At 71.9% G+C, this 18,102-nt stretch carries 18 protein-coding genes; 5 read left to right on the top strand and 13 right to left on the bottom strand.

Annotation, left to right across the window (positions count from 1 at the left end; all coding sequences use genetic code 11):
• Positions 1 to 253 precede the first annotated feature (253 nt).
• Positions 254 to 463, top strand: coding sequence for a DUF1918 domain-containing protein (locus C3488_RS35755; RefSeq protein WP_103845038.1), 210 nt, complete (start codon positions 254 to 256; stop codon positions 461 to 463).
• Positions 464 to 472: 9 nt separating this feature from the next.
• Here C3488_RS35755 and C3488_RS35750 read toward each other — a convergent pair whose 3' ends face one another.
• Complete coding sequence (locus C3488_RS35750; protein ID WP_103845037.1) at positions 473 to 1,693, bottom strand: glycoside hydrolase family 10 protein; 1,221 nt, start codon at positions 1,691 to 1,693, stop codon at positions 473 to 475.
• A gap of 172 nt (positions 1,694 to 1,865) precedes the next feature.
• On the opposite strand from C3488_RS35750, the gene C3488_RS35745 reads away from it, so the two are divergent.
• Together C3488_RS35745 and C3488_RS35740 are read left to right on the top strand one after the other, a co-directional pair.
• Positions 1,866 to 2,726: a 3-hydroxybutyryl-CoA dehydrogenase gene (locus C3488_RS35745; RefSeq protein ID WP_103845036.1), complete on the top strand. Its 861-nt coding sequence runs from the start codon at positions 1,866 to 1,868 to the stop codon at positions 2,724 to 2,726.
• Positions 2,727 to 2,918: 192 nt separating this feature from the next.
• Entirely contained in the window at positions 2,919 to 3,176 is a 258-nt protein-coding gene (locus C3488_RS35740; protein WP_103845035.1) for a hypothetical protein, read from the top strand.
• A 39-nt stretch (positions 3,177 to 3,215) separates the two neighbouring features.
• Here C3488_RS35740 and C3488_RS35735 read toward each other — a convergent pair whose 3' ends face one another.
• From C3488_RS35735 to infC, 9 genes are all read right to left on the bottom strand, one after another.
• A complete protein-coding gene (locus tag C3488_RS35735) occupies positions 3,216 to 3,761 on the bottom strand; it encodes an NUDIX hydrolase (RefSeq protein WP_103845034.1) in 546 nt (181 codons plus the stop codon).
• A gap of 152 nt (positions 3,762 to 3,913) precedes the next feature.
• Positions 3,914 to 5,254 (bottom strand): transcriptional regulator, encoded by a 1,341-nt coding sequence (locus C3488_RS35730; RefSeq protein ID WP_103845033.1) that lies wholly within the window; start codon positions 5,252 to 5,254, stop codon positions 3,914 to 3,916.
• A 341-nt stretch (positions 5,255 to 5,595) separates the two neighbouring features.
• Entirely contained in the window at positions 5,596 to 8,187 is a 2,592-nt protein-coding gene (locus C3488_RS35725; RefSeq protein WP_103845032.1) for a phenylalanine--tRNA ligase subunit beta, read from the bottom strand.
• Entirely contained in the window at positions 8,187 to 9,308 is a 1,122-nt protein-coding gene (gene pheS, locus C3488_RS35720; RefSeq protein WP_103845031.1) for a phenylalanine--tRNA ligase subunit alpha, read from the bottom strand. The genes C3488_RS35725 and pheS overlap by 1 nt, the downstream gene beginning before the upstream one ends.
• 139 nt (positions 9,309 to 9,447) lie before the next feature.
• Entirely contained in the window at positions 9,448 to 10,584 is a 1,137-nt protein-coding gene (locus C3488_RS35715) for an ATP-binding protein (RefSeq protein ID WP_103845030.1), read from the bottom strand.
• Positions 10,585 to 10,634: 50 nt separating this feature from the next.
• Positions 10,635 to 11,495, bottom strand: coding sequence for an RNA methyltransferase (locus C3488_RS35710; protein WP_103845029.1), 861 nt, complete (start codon positions 11,493 to 11,495; stop codon positions 10,635 to 10,637).
• A 312-nt stretch (positions 11,496 to 11,807) separates the two neighbouring features.
• Complete coding sequence (gene rplT / locus C3488_RS35705) at positions 11,808 to 12,191, bottom strand: 50S ribosomal protein L20 (protein ID WP_103845028.1); 384 nt, start codon at positions 12,189 to 12,191, stop codon at positions 11,808 to 11,810.
• Positions 12,192 to 12,304: 113 nt separating this feature from the next.
• Positions 12,305 to 12,499: a 50S ribosomal protein L35 gene (gene rpmI, locus C3488_RS35700; protein WP_103845027.1), complete on the bottom strand. Its 195-nt coding sequence runs from the start codon at positions 12,497 to 12,499 to the stop codon at positions 12,305 to 12,307.
• 184 nt (positions 12,500 to 12,683) lie between these two features.
• A complete protein-coding gene (gene infC, locus C3488_RS35695) occupies positions 12,684 to 13,331 on the bottom strand; it encodes a translation initiation factor IF-3 (protein WP_103845041.1) in 648 nt (215 codons plus the stop codon).
• A gap of 370 nt (positions 13,332 to 13,701) precedes the next feature.
• Between infC and C3488_RS35685 the strand changes: the two genes are divergently transcribed.
• On the top strand, positions 13,702 to 14,097 hold the full coding sequence (locus C3488_RS35685) for a DUF1844 domain-containing protein (protein WP_103845026.1): 396 nt from the start codon (positions 13,702 to 13,704) through the stop codon (positions 14,095 to 14,097).
• 32 nt (positions 14,098 to 14,129) lie between these two features.
• On the opposite strand, the gene C3488_RS35680 is transcribed toward C3488_RS35685, so the two are convergent.
• Entirely contained in the window at positions 14,130 to 14,861 is a 732-nt protein-coding gene (locus tag C3488_RS35680) for an SseB family protein (protein WP_103845040.1), read from the bottom strand.
• 151 nt (positions 14,862 to 15,012) lie between these two features.
• Here C3488_RS35680 and C3488_RS35675 point away from each other — a divergent pair, with 151 nt between their 5' ends.
• On the top strand, positions 15,013 to 15,957 hold the full coding sequence (locus C3488_RS35675) for a serine hydrolase (RefSeq protein WP_103845025.1): 945 nt from the start codon (positions 15,013 to 15,015) through the stop codon (positions 15,955 to 15,957).
• A gap of 14 nt (positions 15,958 to 15,971) precedes the next feature.
• Here C3488_RS35675 and mycP read toward each other — a convergent pair whose 3' ends face one another.
• Positions 15,972 to 17,138 carry a type VII secretion-associated serine protease mycosin gene (mycP, locus tag C3488_RS35670; RefSeq protein ID WP_103845024.1) on the bottom strand — a complete coding sequence of 389 codons (1,167 nt, stop codon included), beginning with the start codon at positions 17,136 to 17,138 and terminating at the stop codon, positions 15,972 to 15,974.
• Positions 17,135 to 18,102: hypothetical protein (locus tag C3488_RS35665; RefSeq protein WP_374955485.1), on the bottom strand; the 968-nt coding region annotated here is incomplete at its 5' end. The genes C3488_RS35665 and mycP, both read right to left, overlap by 4 nt.

Genomic DNA, 18,102 nt, shown 5'->3' with positions numbered 1-18,102 from the left:
GGTCGGTACTCGGCTCCTCGGCCGAGCACCTCACCCCGGCCGCACCGCTCACGGCCGCAGCGGTCCTCGTATGCATCGCGGTCACCCAGCGGGCGCGGGGCTGACCGGGGGTGGGGACGGACCGGGACGTCCGGCGCCACCGGCCGCGGCCCGCGGCCGCGGCGAGTGAGCCTAAGGGGCTGTAGCGTCCCGGAGGCGAGCCGCCTGAACATGGGACCGATACTCCCGCAACGCGACGAGGAGGGCCCAACAGATGCGCGCAACTGTGGGCGACAAGCTGGTGCAGCACGGCAGGATCGTCGGGCAGCACGACAAGGTCGGCGAGATCGTCGAAGTGATGGGCGCGGACGGCAACCCGCCCTACCGCGTCCGCTTCCAGGACGGGCACGAAGGGGTGTGCTCACCCGGCCCGGACACCGAGATCCGTCACAAGGAGGACGCCGGCCGACCGCTCGGACAGTAGGGGCCGGGGTCAGCGCGGGGGATGCGCCGGCTGTCGGTAGTGGTCGGCGACCACCCGCGCCATCGCGCCGATCGGGTCCTCGGACACGTCCTTGGCGGCGAAGAAGACGTGCCCGCGGACCTGCGGGTATCGCCTGGCCAGAGTGAGGTGCAAAGAGAGTTCGGCCGGGTCCTGCCAGGCGCCGGGCTCGGCCGCGGCACCGGCCTTGTACAGCGCCTCACCCACGTACAGCTGTACGTCAGTGCCCTGGACGACACCTGCCCACCAGGGCACGAGTCGCCCGTAGTCGGCGGCGGCGTACCCGATGTTCCAGTAGATCTGCGGGCAGACGTAGTCCAGCAACCCGGACCTCACCCAGGTCCGGGTGTCCGCGTACAGGTCGTCGTACGTCTGCACCCCGGCCCGGGTGTCCGAGCCGCGGGGGTCGGTGGCGGCGTTGCGCCACACCCCGAAGGGGCTGATACCGAAGCGAGCGGCCGGTCTGGTCTGCCGCACACGGCTCGCGGTCTCGCGCACCAGCCGGTCGATGTTGTCCCGGCGCCAGGCGGCCCGGCTCGGGAAGTCGTCGCCGTACTCCTCGTACGCGTCCTCGTCGTCGAAGTCCTCCCCGGCGACCGGGTACGGGTAGAAGTAGTCGTCGAAGTGGACGCCGTCGACCGGGTAGCGGCGTACGGCGTCCAGGATCGCGTCCTCGACGAAGGCACGGACCTCGGGCAGTCCGGGGTTGTAGTAGAGCTTGCCGCCGTAGGCCACGACCCAGTCGGGGTGCACGCGGGCGGGGTGCCGGGCGGCGAGCCGGGAGGCGTCGGCGTGCAGGGCGATCCGGTACGGGTTGAACCAGGCGTGCAACTGCAGGCCCCGCGCGTGCGCCTCGCTGACGGCCGTGCCGAGCGGGTCCCAGCCGGGGTCCCGCCCCTGGACGCCGGTCAGGTACTGGGACCACGGCTCGTACGGGGAGGGCCACAGGGCGTCGGCCGTGGGGCGCACCTGGAAGAACACCGTGTTCAGCCGGCGCCGTACGGCCACGTCGAGCAGGGCGCACAGCTCGGCGCGCTGTGCGGACGCCGTCAGTCCGGGACGCGAGGGCCAGTCGCGGTTGGCCACGGAGGCAAGCCACATGCCCCGCATCTCCCCGGACGCCGCGCCCCGCGGTGCTGCCGCGGCGTCTCCCGCCGTCACCAGGCTCGCCAGCGCGGCCACCGTGAACGCCCGGCGTGACAAGCGGCCCATCGGCACACCCCTGTACTCTGCGGACCCGCCTCGTCACGGATCGTCCCGGTGCCCCAGCATGCTCCCACCCGACCGATCGATCATCGATACTTGGGAGTAACGTGCACGATCGGAGCAGGCGACCGGAACCCGATCGGACCTGCCACAGCCGTAGATCAGCGAAAGGGACGATGTGACCGACATCGAACGCGTCGGAGTGGTGGGCTGCGGCCAGATGGGCGCGGGCATCGCCGAGGTGTGCGCCCGCGCCGGACTGGACGTGAAGGTCGCCGAGACCACCGGCGAGGCCCTGGAGATCGGCCGGACCCGCCTGTTCAACTCCCTGTCCAAGGCAGCCGAGCGCGGCAAGATCTCCGAGGAGGAGCGGGAGTCGACGCAGGCGCGCCTGACCTTCACCACCGACCTCGGCGAGTTCGCGGAGCGCGACCTGGTGATCGAGGCCGTCGTCGAGAACGAACAGGTGAAGACCGAGATCTTCCAGGTGCTCGACCAGGTGGTGACCCGCCCGGACGCCATCCTCGCCTCCAACACCTCCTCGATCCCGCTGGTGAAGCTGGCCGTGGCGACCTCGCGGCCGGACCAGGTGATCGGCATCCACTTCTTCAACCCGGCCCCGGTGCAGAAGCTGGTCGAGCTGATCCCGGCGCTCACCACCTCCGAGGGCACCCTGAGCCGGGCCCAGCTGTTCACGGAGAAGCTCCTCGGCAAGCACGCGATCCGCGCGCAGGACCGTTCGGGCTTCGTCGTCAACGCGCTGCTGGTGCCGTACCTGCTGTCCGCGATCCGGATGTTCGAGTCGGGCATCGCCGGGCGCGAGGACATCGACAACGGCATGGAGATGGGCTGCGCCCACCCGATGGGCCCGCTGAAGCTCGCCGATCTGATCGGGCTGGACACCGTCGTCTCGATCGCCAACTCGATGTACCACGAGTACAAGGAGCCCCTGTACGCCGCTCCCCCGCTGCTGCAGCGGATGGTCGAAGCGGGCCGGCTGGGGCGCAAGACCGGCGCGGGCTTCTACACCTACTCCTGACCACTCTCGGTCAACACCCGGCTCGCGTGGGCCCGGCACCGTCGGACGGTGCCGGGCCCACGCCATTCACACGGCGTGTGCGAGCCGGACCCGCATATGCCGCTCGCACACTCTCCTCACGCGCCCACCAGGCGAGTTGACTCAGCATGCGCATGCAAGGGATGTGAGACGACTACGGAAAGGAGCGGACTTGTGACCGCCGATCCCGAGCATCCCGCCGTCCAGGGAGAACTCGCAGAGTTACGCCGCCGACTCGACGTGGCCTACGCGCGCGTCGAGGGCGGGCTGGCACTGCTCAGCCATCGCACCGAGGAGACCGCCAAGGAGCTGGACGAACTGCACACCCGCCTCATCACGCTGGAGCACGCACGCTGGCCGCTGCCCGCCGTCGCCGCCCTCACGGCGGTGGGCGCGCTCGTCGTGGCGGTCTGGCAGGCACTGGGTCACTAGGGCCTGACGCGCGGGCGCAGGGCCTGACGCGCGGGCGGCTCAGGGCCTCGCGTCCTGCCCGAGCCTGAGGTGATGCAGTAGCAGTAACGCGGCCGCCATGTTGGCGGCCGGGACCTCCCCACGGGCGACCATGTCGGGGACGAGTTTGAGGGGAACCCATTCCCGGCGGTCCGACTCGAAGTCGTCCACGGGGTGCCCGACGTACTCGCCCTCGTCCGCCCAGTACACATGGTGCCGGGCGTCGGTGAGTCCGTTGGAGGGCTCCACGCTCATGAGATGGCGCAGGGGTCCCGGCCGCCAGCCGGTCTCCTCCTCGAGTTCACGGGCCGCCGCGTCGGCGATGTCCTCGCCGTCCTCGACCACGCCGGCCGCGAGTTCCCACCCCCAGCTGTCGGTGATGAAGCGGTGCCGCCACAGCAGCAGCACCTCGTTGGCCTCGTTGACGACGGTGGCCACGGCCACGGGCCGCAGCCGTATCAGGAAGTGGTCGAGGTGCCGGCCGTCCGGCAGCTGGACATCCGCCAGGTTGACGCTGAACCAGCGGTTTTCATACACAGTTTGTTCGTTCTGTTTCGTCCACTGCATGGTTCTGCCACCTTCCGCCGAGTAAGGGGCAATATCGCAGCAGGAGCGGTGACTCAGCAGGCTCACGGCGGCGCACGCCCGGCGCAGTGGCGGGCGCAGTGGTCCGTGCCGGCGGACATCGCGCGGCTCTCACGCAGTGGGTGGGGCGGTGACTACAGCGGTACGCGCAGGGCCCCGTCGATGAGTTCGGCCGCCTCGGCCGTTCCGGCACAGCCGCTGCGGACGAGGTGTTCGCGCACCGCCCGGAGTCTGTCGCGCAGGCGCATGGACTCCATTCCGCGCGCCCGCTCCGCCATCTCCACGGCGGTGGCGACCGCCTTGTCGGCGTTGCCCTGGCGCAGTTCGATCTGGCTGAGCATGGCGAGCCGGTGCACCCGACCCCGGTCGTGCGCGGGCGTGCCCACCGCGGCCGCGGCGTGCTCCCCGGCCGCCGTCAGCTCGCCGAGGCTGAGCAGCGCCTCGGCGACCTGGACGTTGACGAGGCCGGGCTGGACGTAGCCGGTCTCGTCCGGTTCGTGGCCGCGCCGGATGCGCTCGGCGGCCGACTCCGCCCGCCGGATGCAGGACAGTGCGCCCGACGCGTCCCCGAGGTGCGCGTACGCCTTCGCCTGCATCGCGTACAGATCGGAGGCGAGCGCCGGGGTGATCTGCTTGCCCGCGGCGCGCAGCGCGGCCTCGGCGAAGGCCACGGCCTGCCGGTACTCCCGCATGTACAGCGACTGGTTGACCAGCAGGGCTATGACGTACGCGCCGAGCCCCCGGTCCCCGCTGGCCTTGGCCAGGCGCAGGGCCTGGTGGAAGTAGCGCTGGGCGAGACCGTGGGCGTCGGAGTCGTACGCGCAGATGCCGGCGATCGCGACGAGCCCCCCGGTGGCCCGGTGCAGTTGGCGGCCCATCGCGTCGGTGTAGCCGCCGCGCAGCAGCGGTGCCGTCTCGGCGTTGAGGAAGCCGACGATACGGGCACGGGTGGCTATGCCGCCGGCCTTGCGGTACATCTGCTCGTAGTGGGCGCGGGCGGCGCGCAGCATGTCGATGTCGGCCGGGGTGACCCGGTGCCGGCCGCCACGGGAGACGTCCACGTCCTCGGGCGGGTTCTCCCACTCCCACACGGGCATCACGGCGGGCGTGCCGGTCACGGCCGGGGCGCCCAGGATGTGGGGGCGCTGCTGTTCGTCGGAACGCCACAGGGCGGTGGCGCGCTCGACGAACCCGGAGAGGCTGGAGCCGTGCGGGGAGGCCGGTTCGCCCGGCACGCCGAGGCCGATGTCGTCGAGGGTCACCGGGCGGTGCAGCCGGGCCGCGAGCACCTCGCAGATCAGGTCGGGCACCTGGCCGCGCGGGCGCTGGCCCTTCAACCACCGTGCGACCGCCGTGTGTTCGTATCTGAGTGCGAGGCCGCGTGCCCGCCCCGCCTGGTTGACGTGCGCGGCCAGCCCCGCGTGGGAGATTCCGGCCTCGTCGAGGATCGCGTCGAGCAGAGTGTTGGGCTGCATGGGTGCACTCCGGTGGCTCGGTTTCGCCAGGGTAGTGGGAACCGCTTCACACGGGGTGTGAACGAAGTGCGCGAATCCGGGCTGTGCGTGCGCTGTCGCGGAGAGTTTCCGGCCGCTTGACTTGAAAGCCCTCGCAAGAGGCCGGCCGGGCCGCCGGCTCCCCCTCATACAGTGCGGCGGCCCCTCCACGCCGTCCGACCGGCTGCCTGCCCGACACTCCGTGGCCGGCGGACGGCGTGGCCGTGCACAGGGGTGCGCCCCCAAGGGGCTCGGGACTGTACCGGAAGGGCCCCCACCTCCTGGTGGGGGCCCTTACCCGCTTTCCGGGATCCTCCGCGGAACTAACTCCGCAGCACCGCCCCCGTGCGCTCAGCGGCCAGCGCGACGGCCGCGTCACGCGCAGCGGATGCCTCGTCCACCGTCAGCGTCCGGTCGGCCGCGCGGAAGCGCAGTGCGTACGCCAGCGACTTGCGCCCCTCCCCCAGCTGCTCCTCGTTCTCGTAGACGTCGAACAGCCGGATGGACTCGAGGAGTTCACCGGCGCCCTCGCGCAGCGCTGCCTCGACATCCGCCTGCGGTACCGGCTTGTCGACGACCAGCGCGACGTCCTGCGTGGCGACCGGGAAGGTGGAGATGCCCGGTGCCTGCGGGGTGCCGTCGCCGACCGCCTCCAGCGCGTCCAGGTTCAGCTCCATCGCGCAGGTGCGCTCGGGCAGCCCCAGCGCCTTCAGGACGCGCGGGTGCAGCTCGCCCGCGTGCCCCACGACCCGCTCGGCGCCGTCCGTGACGACGGCGAGCTCGGCGCAACGGCCCGGGTGCCACGGCCCGTACCGGCCCTTGCGGACGATCAGCTCGGCCCCGGCCTCGCGGGACACGGTCCGGGCGGCCTCGACCGCGTCTGCCCAGTCGGCCGGGCGGCCCTTGCCCCACCAGCCGGCCTGTTCCCGGGCGCCCGCGAGGACGACGGCCACGTGGCGCGGCTGCTCGGGCAGCACGGCGTTCAGCGCGGCGATCTCCTCGTCGCTGGGACGCCGGTCGACCGGCAGGTGGGCGGCCACACGCCGCTCGTCGCGCAATGGGGTCTCCCCTGCTCGAGCGAAGCCGAGAGCTTGGGGAAGGAAGACCAGCCCGGTCTCGAACAGAGCGAGGTCGTGCGAGCCGCGGCCGTCGTTGCGGCGCAGCGCGCCGAGCAGGCCCGGCAGCAGCGTCGTACGCAGCGCGGGTTCCTCGTCGCTGAGCGGGTTGACCAGCTTGACGACGCGGCGGGCCGGGTCGTCGGCCTCCAGCCCGAACTGGTCGAAGACCTGCTCGCTGACGAACGGGTAGGTCGGCGCCTCGACGTAGCCGGCCCCGGCCAGGGCCCGGCCGACGCGGCGGTGCAGCCGCTGCCGGTGGGTCAGACCGCGCCCGGACGGGGGCTTGGGCAGCGTGGAGGGCAGGTTCTCGTAGCCCTCCAGCCGGATGACCTCCTCGGCCAGGTCGTTCGGCTCCGCCAGGTCCGGCCGCCAGGACGGCACGGTGACGATCAGCTCGTCCTGGCCGTAGACGTCGCAGCCGACCTCCTGCAGGCGGCGTACGACGGTCTCCCGGCCGTAGTGCACGCCCGCCACCTTGTCCGGGTGGTCGGCCGGCATGGTGATGCTGTGCGGCGCGGACGGCGCGATGATCTCGGTGACGCCCGCGTCGGCGGTGCCGCCCGCGAGCAGCACCAGCAGGTCGACCGTGCGCTGGGCGGCGGCGGGCGCCGCCAGCGGGTCCACACCGCGCTCGAAGCGGCGGGACGCCTCGGAGGACAGCTTGTGACGGCGCGCGGTGCGGGCGATGGAGACCTGGTTGAAGTGCGCGGCCTCGATGACGATCTCGGTGGTGGCGTTCTCGAGGTCGACGGGGGTCCCCCCTGCTCGAGCGGAGTCGAGAGCTTGGGGGAGGTCGGCGATCTCGGTGTTGGCGCCGCCCATCACACCTGCGAGGCCGATCGGGCCGCGGTCGTCGGTGATGACGAGGTCCTCGGCGTGCAGGATGCGCGACACACCGTCGAGGGTGGTGAACTTCTCGCCCTCCTCGGCACGGCGCACGCCGATCGTGCCCTGGACCAGCTTGCGGTCGTAGGCGTGCAGCGGCTGGCCGATCTCCATCATCACGTAGTTGGTGATGTCGACGGCGAGCGAGATCGGGCGCATGCCGACCTTCTGCAGCCGGCGCCGCAGCCAGATCGGGGAGCGGGCCTCGGGATCGACGCCGGTCACCGTACGGGCGGTGAAGCGGTCGCAGCCGAGGGGCTCGGAGATCTTCACCGGGTGGCCGAACGCGTTCGGCGCCGGGACGTCGAGCAGCGCGGGGTCGCGCAGCGGCAGGCCGTAGGCGATGGCGGCCTCGCGTGCGACACCGCGGATCGACAGGCAGTCGCCGCGGTTGGCGGTGACGGCGATGTCGAGCACCTCGTCGACCAGCTCGAGCAGCTCGATCGCGTCCTTGCCGACCTCGGTGCCGGGCGGCAGCACGATGATGCCCGCGGTGCCGTCGTCGCCCATGTTCAGCTCGTCGCTGGAGCAGATCATGCCGCGCGACATACGCCCGTACGTCTTGCGCTCGGCGATCGCGAAGTCACCGGGCAGCACGGCGCCGGGGAGGGCCACCACGACCTTGTCGCCGACCTCGAAGTTACGGGCACCGCAGACGATCTCCTGGGGCTCACCGGTGCCGTTGGCCTGGCCGACGTCGACCGTGCAGAAGCGGATCGGCTTCTTGAAGCCCTCCAGCTCCTCGATGGTCAGCACCTGGCCCACGACCAGCGGACCCGTGAGGTCGGCGCCGAGCTGCTCGACGGTCTCGACCTCGAGCCCGGCCGAAATGAGCTTGGCCTGGACGTCACGCCCGGTCTCAGTCGCCGGCAGGTCGACGTACTCCCGCAGCCAAGAAAGCGGGACCCGCATCAGATCTCCATCCCGAACGGCCGGGTGAACCGGACGTCACCCTCGACCATGTCTCGCATGTCTTCGACGTTGTGGCGGAACATCAGCATCCGCTCGATGCCGAACCCGAAGGCGAAGCCGCTGTACTTCTCCGGGTCGACGCCGCAGGCGGTGAGCACCCGCGGGTTGACCATGCCGCAGCCGCCGAGCTCGATCCAGCCCTCGGACGAGCAGGTGCGGCAGGGCCGGTCGGGGTTGCCGACGGACGCACCGCGGCAGACGTAGCACACCATGTCCATCTCGGCGGACGGCTCGGTGAACGGGAAGAAGTTCGGCCGCAGCCGGGTCTTCATGCCCTCGCCGAACAGCGACTGGACCATGTGGTCCAGCGTGCCCTTCAGGTCCGCCATGGTCAGGCCCTCGTCGACGGCGAGCAGCTCGACCTGGTGGAAGACCGGGGTGTGGGTGGCGTCCAGCTCGTCGGTGCGGTACACGCGGCCGGGGCAGATCACGTAGACCGGCAGCTCGCGATTGAGCAGGGAGCGGATCTGCACGGGCGAGGTGTGGGTGCGCAGCACGACACCGGACTCCGAGCCGCCGTCGGGCGCCTGCACGAAGAAGGTGTCGGCCTCGCCGCGGGCCGGGTGGTCCGGGCCGATGTTCAGGGCGTCGAAGTTGAACCACTCGGCCTCGACCTCGGGGCCCTCGGCGACCTCGTAGCCCATGGCCACGAAGACGTCCTCGATCCGCTCCGAGAGCGTGGTCAGCGGGTGCCGGGCGCCCGCGGGCACGCGGTCGTGGGGCAGCGTGACGTCCACCGACTCCTCGACCAGCACGCGGGCGTCCCGCGCGGCCTCGAGTTCGGCCTGGCGGGCGGCCAGCGCCTTGTTCACGGCGCCACGGGCCTGGCCCACGCGCTTGCCGGCGTCGGCCTTGGCGTGCGGGGGCAGCGCGCCGATCTCGCGGTTGGCGAGAGCCAGCGGCGAGGTGGGGCCGGTGTGGGCGACCTTGGCCTCGTGGAGCGCGTCGAGGGAGTCCGCGGCGGCGAAGGCGGCGAGCGCCTCGTCCCGCATGCGCTCGATCTCTTCCGGTTTCAAGGCCTCGACCTCGACAGGGTCGTACGACTTATTGGGTGCCGACATCTCTTCCCGTGCTTCCGATTGGCTGGCTGACGGTCCCCGTCACCGACTCGCGGACGAATCGTCTCCGGATATTGGGACGCAAAGGTGCCAATGGCCGAGTCTAACGGGGCTGGGGAAAGTGAACGCGCCCGTGGGTTGCTCAGGCCAGGTAAGCCGGTGCCCCCACGGGCAACGTAAATCGGAACTCGGCGCCGCCGCCGCGGGCGCGGCCGACCGTGACGGTGCCGCCGTGGGCCTCGACGATGCCCTTGACGATATAGAGCCCGAGACCCGTGCCCCCGCGCTTGCTGCCCCGCCAGAAGCGGGTGAAGACGCGGTTCATGGACTCCTCCGGGATGCCGGGCCCCTCGTCGCTCACCGTGACCGACGTGCCGGTGTCCTCCCCTTCGCGGGGCGACACCGAGGGCGTGATGTCAATCGTGACGGTTCCCTCCCCGTGGCGCACCGCATTTTCGAGGAGGTTGCTGAGCACCTGGTCGATCTTGTCGGGGTCGGCCCACAGGGCGGGCAGCGGCTGCTCGATGCGCAGCAGGAAACGGTCGGCGGGCTGGCCGGCGGCGACGTAGGCCTGGATGTGCCGCCCGACGGCCGCCCCTATGTCGACGGGCTGACGGCGCACCTCCAGCCGCCCGGAGTCGATCCGTGAGATGTCCAGCAGTTCGGCGATGAGCCGGGTGACCCGGTCCGCGTCGGCGTCGACGGTCTCCAGCATGAGCCGCTTCTGATCGTCGGTGAAGCGTTCCCACTTGGCGAGCAGGGTGGCGGTGAAGCCCTTGACCGAGGTGAGCGGGGAGCGCAGTTCGTGGGCCACGGTGGCGATCAGTTCGGCGTGGCTGCGTTCGGTACGGTGCCGGGCCTCGGTGTCGCGGAGGGTGACGACCACGCGGCGGATGGGCCCGGTGGGGTGGCTGCGCACATAGCGCGCGGCGACGAGGACCTCCCGCCCACCGGGCAGCAGGAGGTTGCGCTCCGGCTGCCGTACGCGGATCGCGAGCCCCCCGTAGGGATCGGTCAGCTGCCACCAGCGCCGCCCCTCGAGATCCTCTAATGGCAGGGCTTTGTCGAGCCGTTGTCCGAGGGCGTCGGCGGCCCGGACGGCGGTGATGCGTTCGGCGGCGGCGTTGAAGCAGATCACTCGGCCGTGCTCGTCGGCGACGACGAGTCCGTCGGGGAGTTCGTCCGGGTCGATGCCGAGCTCGGCGAGATCGCCGTGCCGGGACCCGGGGCCGCGGCGCGCGTCCCGTGCCTCCGGTGCTCTGCTCGTGCCGACCCTCATCCCCGTACCCCACCTCTCGTCAGGCTGTGGGCCCCGAGCCCGCCACCCTACTAGCCGTGAGTGACGGAGCGGCACCCTCCGGGGGCGCGCTGTGCACGGGCGGACGCGTAGAGACATACGGCCGCGGCGGTCGCGAGGTTCAGGCTCTCGGCCCTTCCGTGGATGGGCACGCGGACGACGGCGTCGGCCAGCTCCCGCGTCTCCTCGGGCAGTCCCCATGCCTCGTTGCCGAACACCCAGGCGGTGGGCACGCCCATGGTGCCCTTGTCGAGCTCTTCGTCGAGGTCGTGGTCGCCCGCGCCGTCGGCGGCAAGGATGCGCACGCCGGCGTCCTTGAGCCCGGCCACGGCCCGCTCGACGGGGACGCCGACGGCGACGGGCAGGTGGAAGAGGGAGCCGACGGAGGCGCGGACGGCCTTGGGGTTGTACACGTCGACGGAGGCGTCGGTGAGGACGACGGCCTCGGCACCGGCGGCGTCGGCGCAGCGCAGGACGGTTCCGGCGTTGCCCGGGTCGCGCACGTGGGCGAGGACGGCGACCAGGCGGGGGCGGGCCCTGAGGACCGCGTCGAAGTCGGTGTCCAGGAACCGGCAGATCCCGACGAGACCCTGCGGGGTGACGGTGGTGGAGATGTCGGCGATGACCTGCTCGGCTGCGAGGTGCACGCGGGCGCCGGCGTCACGCGCAGCCCCCACGATGTCCGGGTACCGCTCCGCCGCGTCCGGGGTGGCGAACAGCTCGACGAGGGTCGCCGTGCCCCCGCTCCGGTGCCCCGCGGCCTCCCGCACGGCCTGCGGCCCCTCTGCGAGGAACAGCCGCTCCTTGCCCCGGAAGTTCCGCTTCGCCAGCCGCCGCGCGGCGCCGACGCGCGGGGATCGGGGGGAGATGAGCTCGGGGGTGGCAGGGGGCATGCGGTTCACTTTCGGGGTTCGGGGGTCTGTGCAACCTCTTTCCGCCGCGACGGCTCCAGCCACGACGGCGGTTCTCGGCGGTGCCGGACTGCCGGGTACGACGGGCAGGGTGTCGGCAGGGTGACTCCCCCGAGCCCTTCGAGCAGGGGGTGCCCCTGCGCCCACCCGTGCCGCCAGCGGCACGACTGCCCGCGGCTACGGCTACGGCGACCGGCTGGTGGAGCGGCCACCCGGACATGACCGGACCCGCAGGCCGTCGTAAGCCTGCGGGTCCGGTTCACATCCGGCTGGAGCCGGCGCAGCGCTGTCGCGTCACGCGGCCTTGGGCGCGTTCACGTCCGCCGGCAGGGCCTTCTGCGCGACCTCGACGAGCGCGGCGAACGCACCCGCGTCGTTGACGGCCAGCTCAGCGAGGATCTTGCGGTCGACCTCGATGTTCGCGGCCTTCAGACCCTGGATGAAGCGGTTGTAGGTGATGCCGTTGGCGCGGGCAGCGGCGTTGATGCGCTGGATCCACAGCTGACGGAAGTCGCCCTTGCGCTTCTTGCGGTCGTTGTAGTTGTAGACCAGCGAGTGGGTGACCTGCTCCTTGGCCTTGCGGTACAGGCGCGAACGCTGACCGCGGTAGCCGGAGGCCTGCTCGAGGATCGCCCGGCGCTTCTTGTGGGCGTTGACTGCCCGCTTGACGCGTGCCACTTGTTAACTCCTTGTAGCGGGGCCGTGGTGGTCTTCACACGGCCCGAAACGATTGGGTCCCGGTCCTGACGTACGTACGGCGCGGACTGATCAGAGGATCAAGCGCCGTCGCGTCACTTGCCGAGAAGCTTCTTGATCTTCTTGGTGTCACCCGGGGCCATCTCGGCGTTGCCGGTGAGGCGACGCGTCAGACGGGACGACTTGTGCTCGAGCAGGTGGCGCTTGCCGGCGCGCTCACGGAGCACCTTGCCGGAGCCGGTGACCTTGAAGCGCTTGCTGGCACCGCTGTGCGACTTGTTCTTCGGCATAGCGCCGTTCTCTCCTCGTCGGTGGCGCTCCGGTGCCCGGTCGCTAAACCGGGCACGTCGGAGCGTCGCTCTTGTATCGGTTACATCCTGGGACTGGCGTCCCGGGCTTTCCGGGGTCCGTACGTCCGCGCTGCGGCGGTCGTACGTCCGTACGTCCGGCTCCCCCGGGGCTCACGCCCCGGGATCAGGCCTCGGCGGATGCCTCGGCCGGGGCCTCGGCGGTCTCGGCGTCGGCGGGATTCTGCGAGCGGCCGGGATTGGCCTTCGCAGACGCCTTGCGGGCCTCCTGCGCCTGACGGGCCTCGGCCATCGCCTCGGTCTTCTTCTTGTGCGGACCGAGAACCATGATCATGTTGCGGCCGTCCTGCTTCGGGTTCGACTCCACGAAACCGAGGTCCTGAACGTCCTCCGCGAGGCGCTGCAGCAGTCGGTAGCCCAGCTCGGGGCGGGACTGCTCACGGCCGCGGAACATGATCGTGATCTTGACCTTGTCGCCCTGCTTGAGGAACCGGACGACGTGACCCTTCTTGGTGTCATAGTCGTGCGGGTCGATCTTCGGCCGGAGCTTCATCTCCTTGATGACCGTGTGCGCCTGGTTCTTGCGCGCCTCACGGGCCTTCATGGCCGACTCGTACTTGAACTTCCCGTAGTCCATGAGCTTGCACACGGGCGGACGGGCGTTCGCCGCGACCTCGACCAGGTCCAGGTCGTACTCCTGCGCAAGCTCCAGGGCCTTGGCAAGCGGCACGATGCCGACCTGCTCGCCACTGGGACCGACAAGTCGCACCTCGGGAACGCGAATCCGGTCGTTGATGCGGGGCTCGGCGCTGATGGATCCTCCTCGGTAGCACCTACGGCCGCCTGGCGGACGGCCGCGTATATGTCTGGGTTGACATAAGGACCAACCATCGCGGCGCATGAAAAATGCCCCGGACGGGACACAGGCGGGACTCCGAGCTTTCCGGAGCACCGCCGCGGTGGACCGCGGGGCGCGCTTTCGGGCGACTCCACCGTCCGTACGGAACGGTGGTGGCCGCCTGACCGGTGACCCGCCGCCCCTCGGGGCGGCCAGGTGGGAGATCGGAGCCTCCACTTGTGGGCCGGGCAACCAGGTGTCCGGCCGGTCGTCAGTCAAGGCTAGCAGCTTCGGTCGGCCAGGGCTAATTCAGGCGAACGCACGTCCGGCACCTATCGTGTGGTGCATGAGTGACACCTCCCCCTCGGAATCCGAGGCCCCCACGGAATCCCCGGATTCCGCCGCGCAGCCCGACTTCGACGCCATGACCCGCGACATCGCGGAGGTGCCCGCGGTCGAGGTGATCGTGACGGTCGCCGTCAACCTGATGAGCGCCGCCGCCGTGAAGCTCGGTCTCACCGAGGAGGGCGACAAGTACAAGGACCTGGACGAGGCCCGCAAGCTGGTGCATGCCCTCGCCGGGCTGCTCGACGCGAGCGCGACGGAGATCAGCTCCTTCCACGCGGCGCCGCTGCGCGACGGCCTGAAGTCGCTGCAGCTGGCGTTCCGCGAGGCGTCGGTCGTCCCGGACGAGCCGGGCCAGGGCCCGGGTGAGAAGTACACCGGGCCGGTCTACGGCTAGCCAGGGTCCGACCCGCGACCGTACGAAGAGCGTCACGAACGCACGAACAAGGGCTCGCCCGGGGGCGTCGCTCCGGCCGGCAGGACTGCCAGGTCGAGGCCGCGCACCAGGCGGGCCCTCAGTGTGTCGTCGGCGGCCATCCGCTCGGCCACGGCGCGCGCGGCCTCGGCCGGGTTCGCAGCCGGGTCCAGGACGAGCGCGAGGATGCCGTCGGCCCGGCCCCGCCCGAGGTAGGCGCGCCGCACGGCGGGCTCGGCGGCCACGGCGGCCCGTACGGCACCGGTGACGGCCGGGTCGGCGAGCGGGTCGGTCGTCGTACGGCCCTCGGCGAGGGCCAGCAGCGCGGGGCCCGTCAGTTCGAACGGCACCGGCCCGGAAAGGTCCAGCACGATCGTGTCCGCCTTCTCGTGCGCGGCGGCCTGCAGCGCCTGGTGCAGCGGGACGGCGACCGGGCGGGCCGCGGGGTCCCAGCGCGCCAGCGCGTCCGTGGAGGTGAAGGCGGGCAGGGCGGTGCGGCCACCGGCCTTCAGGGTCGGTACGGCCATCTCGCTGGTCTTCTCGCGGCGCAGCCCCTTCTCGTCCTCCTCCACCTCGCCGAGGATCGCGACGACGGGGACGAGGAGCCGTGCGCCCTTCAGCGCCTCGAGGACGGGCCCCACAGCGGTGCGGTCCTCGGCCCAGGCGGCGAGCGCCGCGCTCAGCCGGGGGTCGGCCGAACCGTCGTCGTCGGAGAAGCCGGAGTCGGGAATGTTCTTGTTCGCCACGGTCACCGACCCTATCGGGGGGTCTTCGCCGGGGCCGTGGCGCCCCTGAGTCACGGCGGTCCCCGCTCTCACGGGTTTCTCAGCGTCTCCTGACACACCTCTCACGCCCGTCCCACGGCGCGCACAGCACAGGTGAAGACCATCGGCGGCCATGGAGTCCCCCAGAGCCCGTCGTCGCCGCCGCGCCCGTCGTCGCCGGTCGTTCGTCTGTACGGCGCTGGCGGCAGCCGTCGTGGCCGGCGGTACGGCGACGGCGACGGTGTACCTGAGGGAGCGGGCGCACGCCGAGGCGGGCGCCGTATCGTCGGGGTCGTCGGTGACGCCCTCGGCGTCGGCCTCGTCGAGTCAGGAGGCGTCGGTGGAACCTGCCGCGGAACCCCCGGTGGACCGGAGCGCGCTGCTGAAGCGGGCGATGGCGTCGGTGGCCGTCGAGGACACGGCGGACGTGGCCGTGGCGGTCCTCTCGATGGACTCCGGGGAGAGCGCCGCGTACGGCGACGGATCCTTCGACACCGCCAGCATCGTGAAGGTGGACATCCTTGCGGCGCTGCTGCTCCAGGCGCAGGACGCCGGCCGGCACCTGACCGCGCAGGAGAAGGCGTACGCCACGGCCATGATCGAGAACAGCGACAACCCGTCCGCGTCGGCACTGTGGACCGCGATCGGGCGCGCCGACGGCCTGGACAGCGCGAACAGACGCCTCGGTCTGACGGACACGGTCGGTGGTGACGGCACGCTGTGGGGGCTCACGCAGACCACGGCGCCGGATCAGCTGACCCTGCTCCGGCACGTGTTCGGCGACGACTCGCAGCTGAGCGAGGCCTCGCGGACCTATCTGCGGGTACTCATGGGCGACATCGCCGAGGATCAGCGGTGGGGGGTTTCCGCGGCGGCGGACGGCTCCGCCTCGGCGCTCAAGAACGGATGGCTGGCGCGGAGCACGACCGGACTGTGGGACGTCAACAGCATCGGACGGGTCACGGTAGGCGGGCGCGACTACCTGGTGGCGGCGCTGTCCGACGGGAACTCGACGAAGGAGAAGGGGATTTCCGTGGTGGAGGCCGCCTCGCGAGCGGCCGTGGCCGTCTTCGGCTGAGCACCGCGGATCGCCTACGGGGCGCTTGTGCGGCCCCTCCACAGCAGTACCGAAGCCACCAGCAGCGCCACGCCCAACGCGCCCGCCAGGGGGCCCGCCCAGCCCGGTGAGTCCGAGGCGGCGTCGGCCTTGTCCGGGCCGGAGCCGAAGTACTCCTCGCCGTACGCCACCGGGTGCAGGGTGTCCGGTCTGAGGCCGGCCGCCGCCTTGATGGCCGCCGCGGGGTCGATGAACCCGAAACCGCGGGAGTCGTCCCGGCCGCCGGTGGGGGCGTTGCGGGCCGTCTTCTCAAGGAGTTGCTTGATCTGGGCCGGGCTGAGGCCCGGACGGGCGGCCTTGATGAGCGCCACGGCGCCCGAGACGAAGGCGGAGGCGGCGCTCGTTCCCCATCCCTCGTAGTACTTGCGGTCCGGGTCGGCGATGACGACGTCGACGCCGGGGGCGCTGACCGTGGCGTACCAGCGGCGGGTGGAGAACGAGGCGCGGGTGCCGTCGCTGTCGACGGCGGTGGCGGCGATGACGCCCGGGTAGGCCGCCGGGTAGGAGGTGTGGTCGCCGAGCTCGCCGCCGTTGCCGGCCGAGGCGACGACGACCGTGCCCTTCTTCAGCGCGTACTGGATCGCCTCGTCCTCGGCCGCTTCGGGGTGCGCGGAGTCGGAGTCGTCGCCGAGGGAGAGGTTGATGACGTCGGCGCCGTGGTCGGCGGCCCAGCGGATGCCTTCGGCGAGGGCGTTGCCGCGGGTGTTCCGGGCCTTCGTACGGGCCGGGTCGCCGTCCTCGAGGATGACGCGGACGGGGAGGATCTTCGCCTCGGGGGCGACGCCGACGACGCCGTCGGTGTCGCCGATGCCGTGGCCGTGCCCGGCGATGATGCCCGCCATGGCGGTGCCGTGCCGGGCCCAGGCCCGGTCGCCGCGCTGGGCGCCGAAGCCGACCAGGTCCTTGGCGGGCAGGACGTTGCCCGCCAGGTCGGGGTGGGTGTCGTCGACGCCGGTGTCGAGGACGGCGACGGTGATGCCCCTGCCCTTGGTCGTCTGCCAGGCCTGCTGGATGTGCAGTGCGTCGAGGGCCCACTCCTGGGCCCGTATGCCGTCGGCGTGGGCGGCGGTGGCCGGCAGCAGGGCGAGGGCGGCGGTGAGGAGGGGGGTGAGCAGGCGCACGCCGGTCGTCCGGGCGCTCATGAGGGCTTCTCCGTGGCCGAGGCGAAGGTCTTGCGCAGGGCCGCCTCGATACGGTCTGCGAGGCCGGCCGCGTCATTGCCGAGCCCCGCCTGGGCGGGGGCGGTCGTGGCGCCGGTCTTCATGGCGTTCTCGGCCGGCTCGGGTTCGGTGACGGTGCGGCCGTCGGCGAAGCCGGAGACGGCGTAGACGACGACGGGGGCGTCGGTGAGGACGGATATCGTCCAGGACGCGCGCTGGGCGTCGCCGAAGCCCGCCGCGACGGTCCCCTCGGCCGCGTACGGGCGGGGCATGAGGTCGGTACGGCGGTCCAGGCCCTCGTCCTTGAAGCGGCTGGCGAGGGCGCCCATGGCCGCGGCGTCGGCCCGTGTGAAGAGCAGTCCGACGGTGGTGACCTGACTGCGGGTCGCGTCCGTGTAGGTGGCGCGCAGCAGGCGCAGACAGCCGACGGGGGCGAGGGCCTTGTGCAGGAGCGGGTCGAAGGCGTCAGCGCAGCCGCTGTCGGGGGCGACGGCGATACGGGTCCAGGTGCGGTCGGCGCCACCGGGGCCGGCGCCCGGGCCGTTGACGGTGGGCGGGAAGAGCCGGTCGACCGGGACGCTGTGCCACAGGGATCCGGCCACGGCGTACGCGCCCCGCGCACCGCCCGGCGAGTCGTCCCCGGTGAGCCAACTGCCGGTCACGGCACCCCCGATGAGACCGAGCCCGAGGACGAGGCAGGCGGCGGACGCGGCGACCCGGGGGTGGATGCGGGCGCCCAGGTGCAGCCGCGGCCTGGGGGGTTCGACACCGCGGGTGTCGGGCTGTGCGAGCGTCACGAAGGGCCGCGGCGGCTGGACGGGGCGCAGCCGCGCGGTGGTCTCCACGATGCCGGGGGCGTCCGCGGCGGGGCGGTGCCGACGGCCGGGGGCGCGTCGGGGAAGCGTGCGGTGGCCGCCGGCGGGGGCGGACCGGGGGTCTCGGCGTG

The sequence above is a fragment of the Streptomyces sp. Ru72 genome (assembly GCF_002920635.1).
GTDB lineage: Bacteria > Actinomycetota > Actinomycetes > Streptomycetales > Streptomycetaceae > Streptomyces.
The sequence above is the reverse complement of the archived record's forward strand: the minus strand, read 5'-3'. Positions and strand labels throughout refer to the sequence as shown.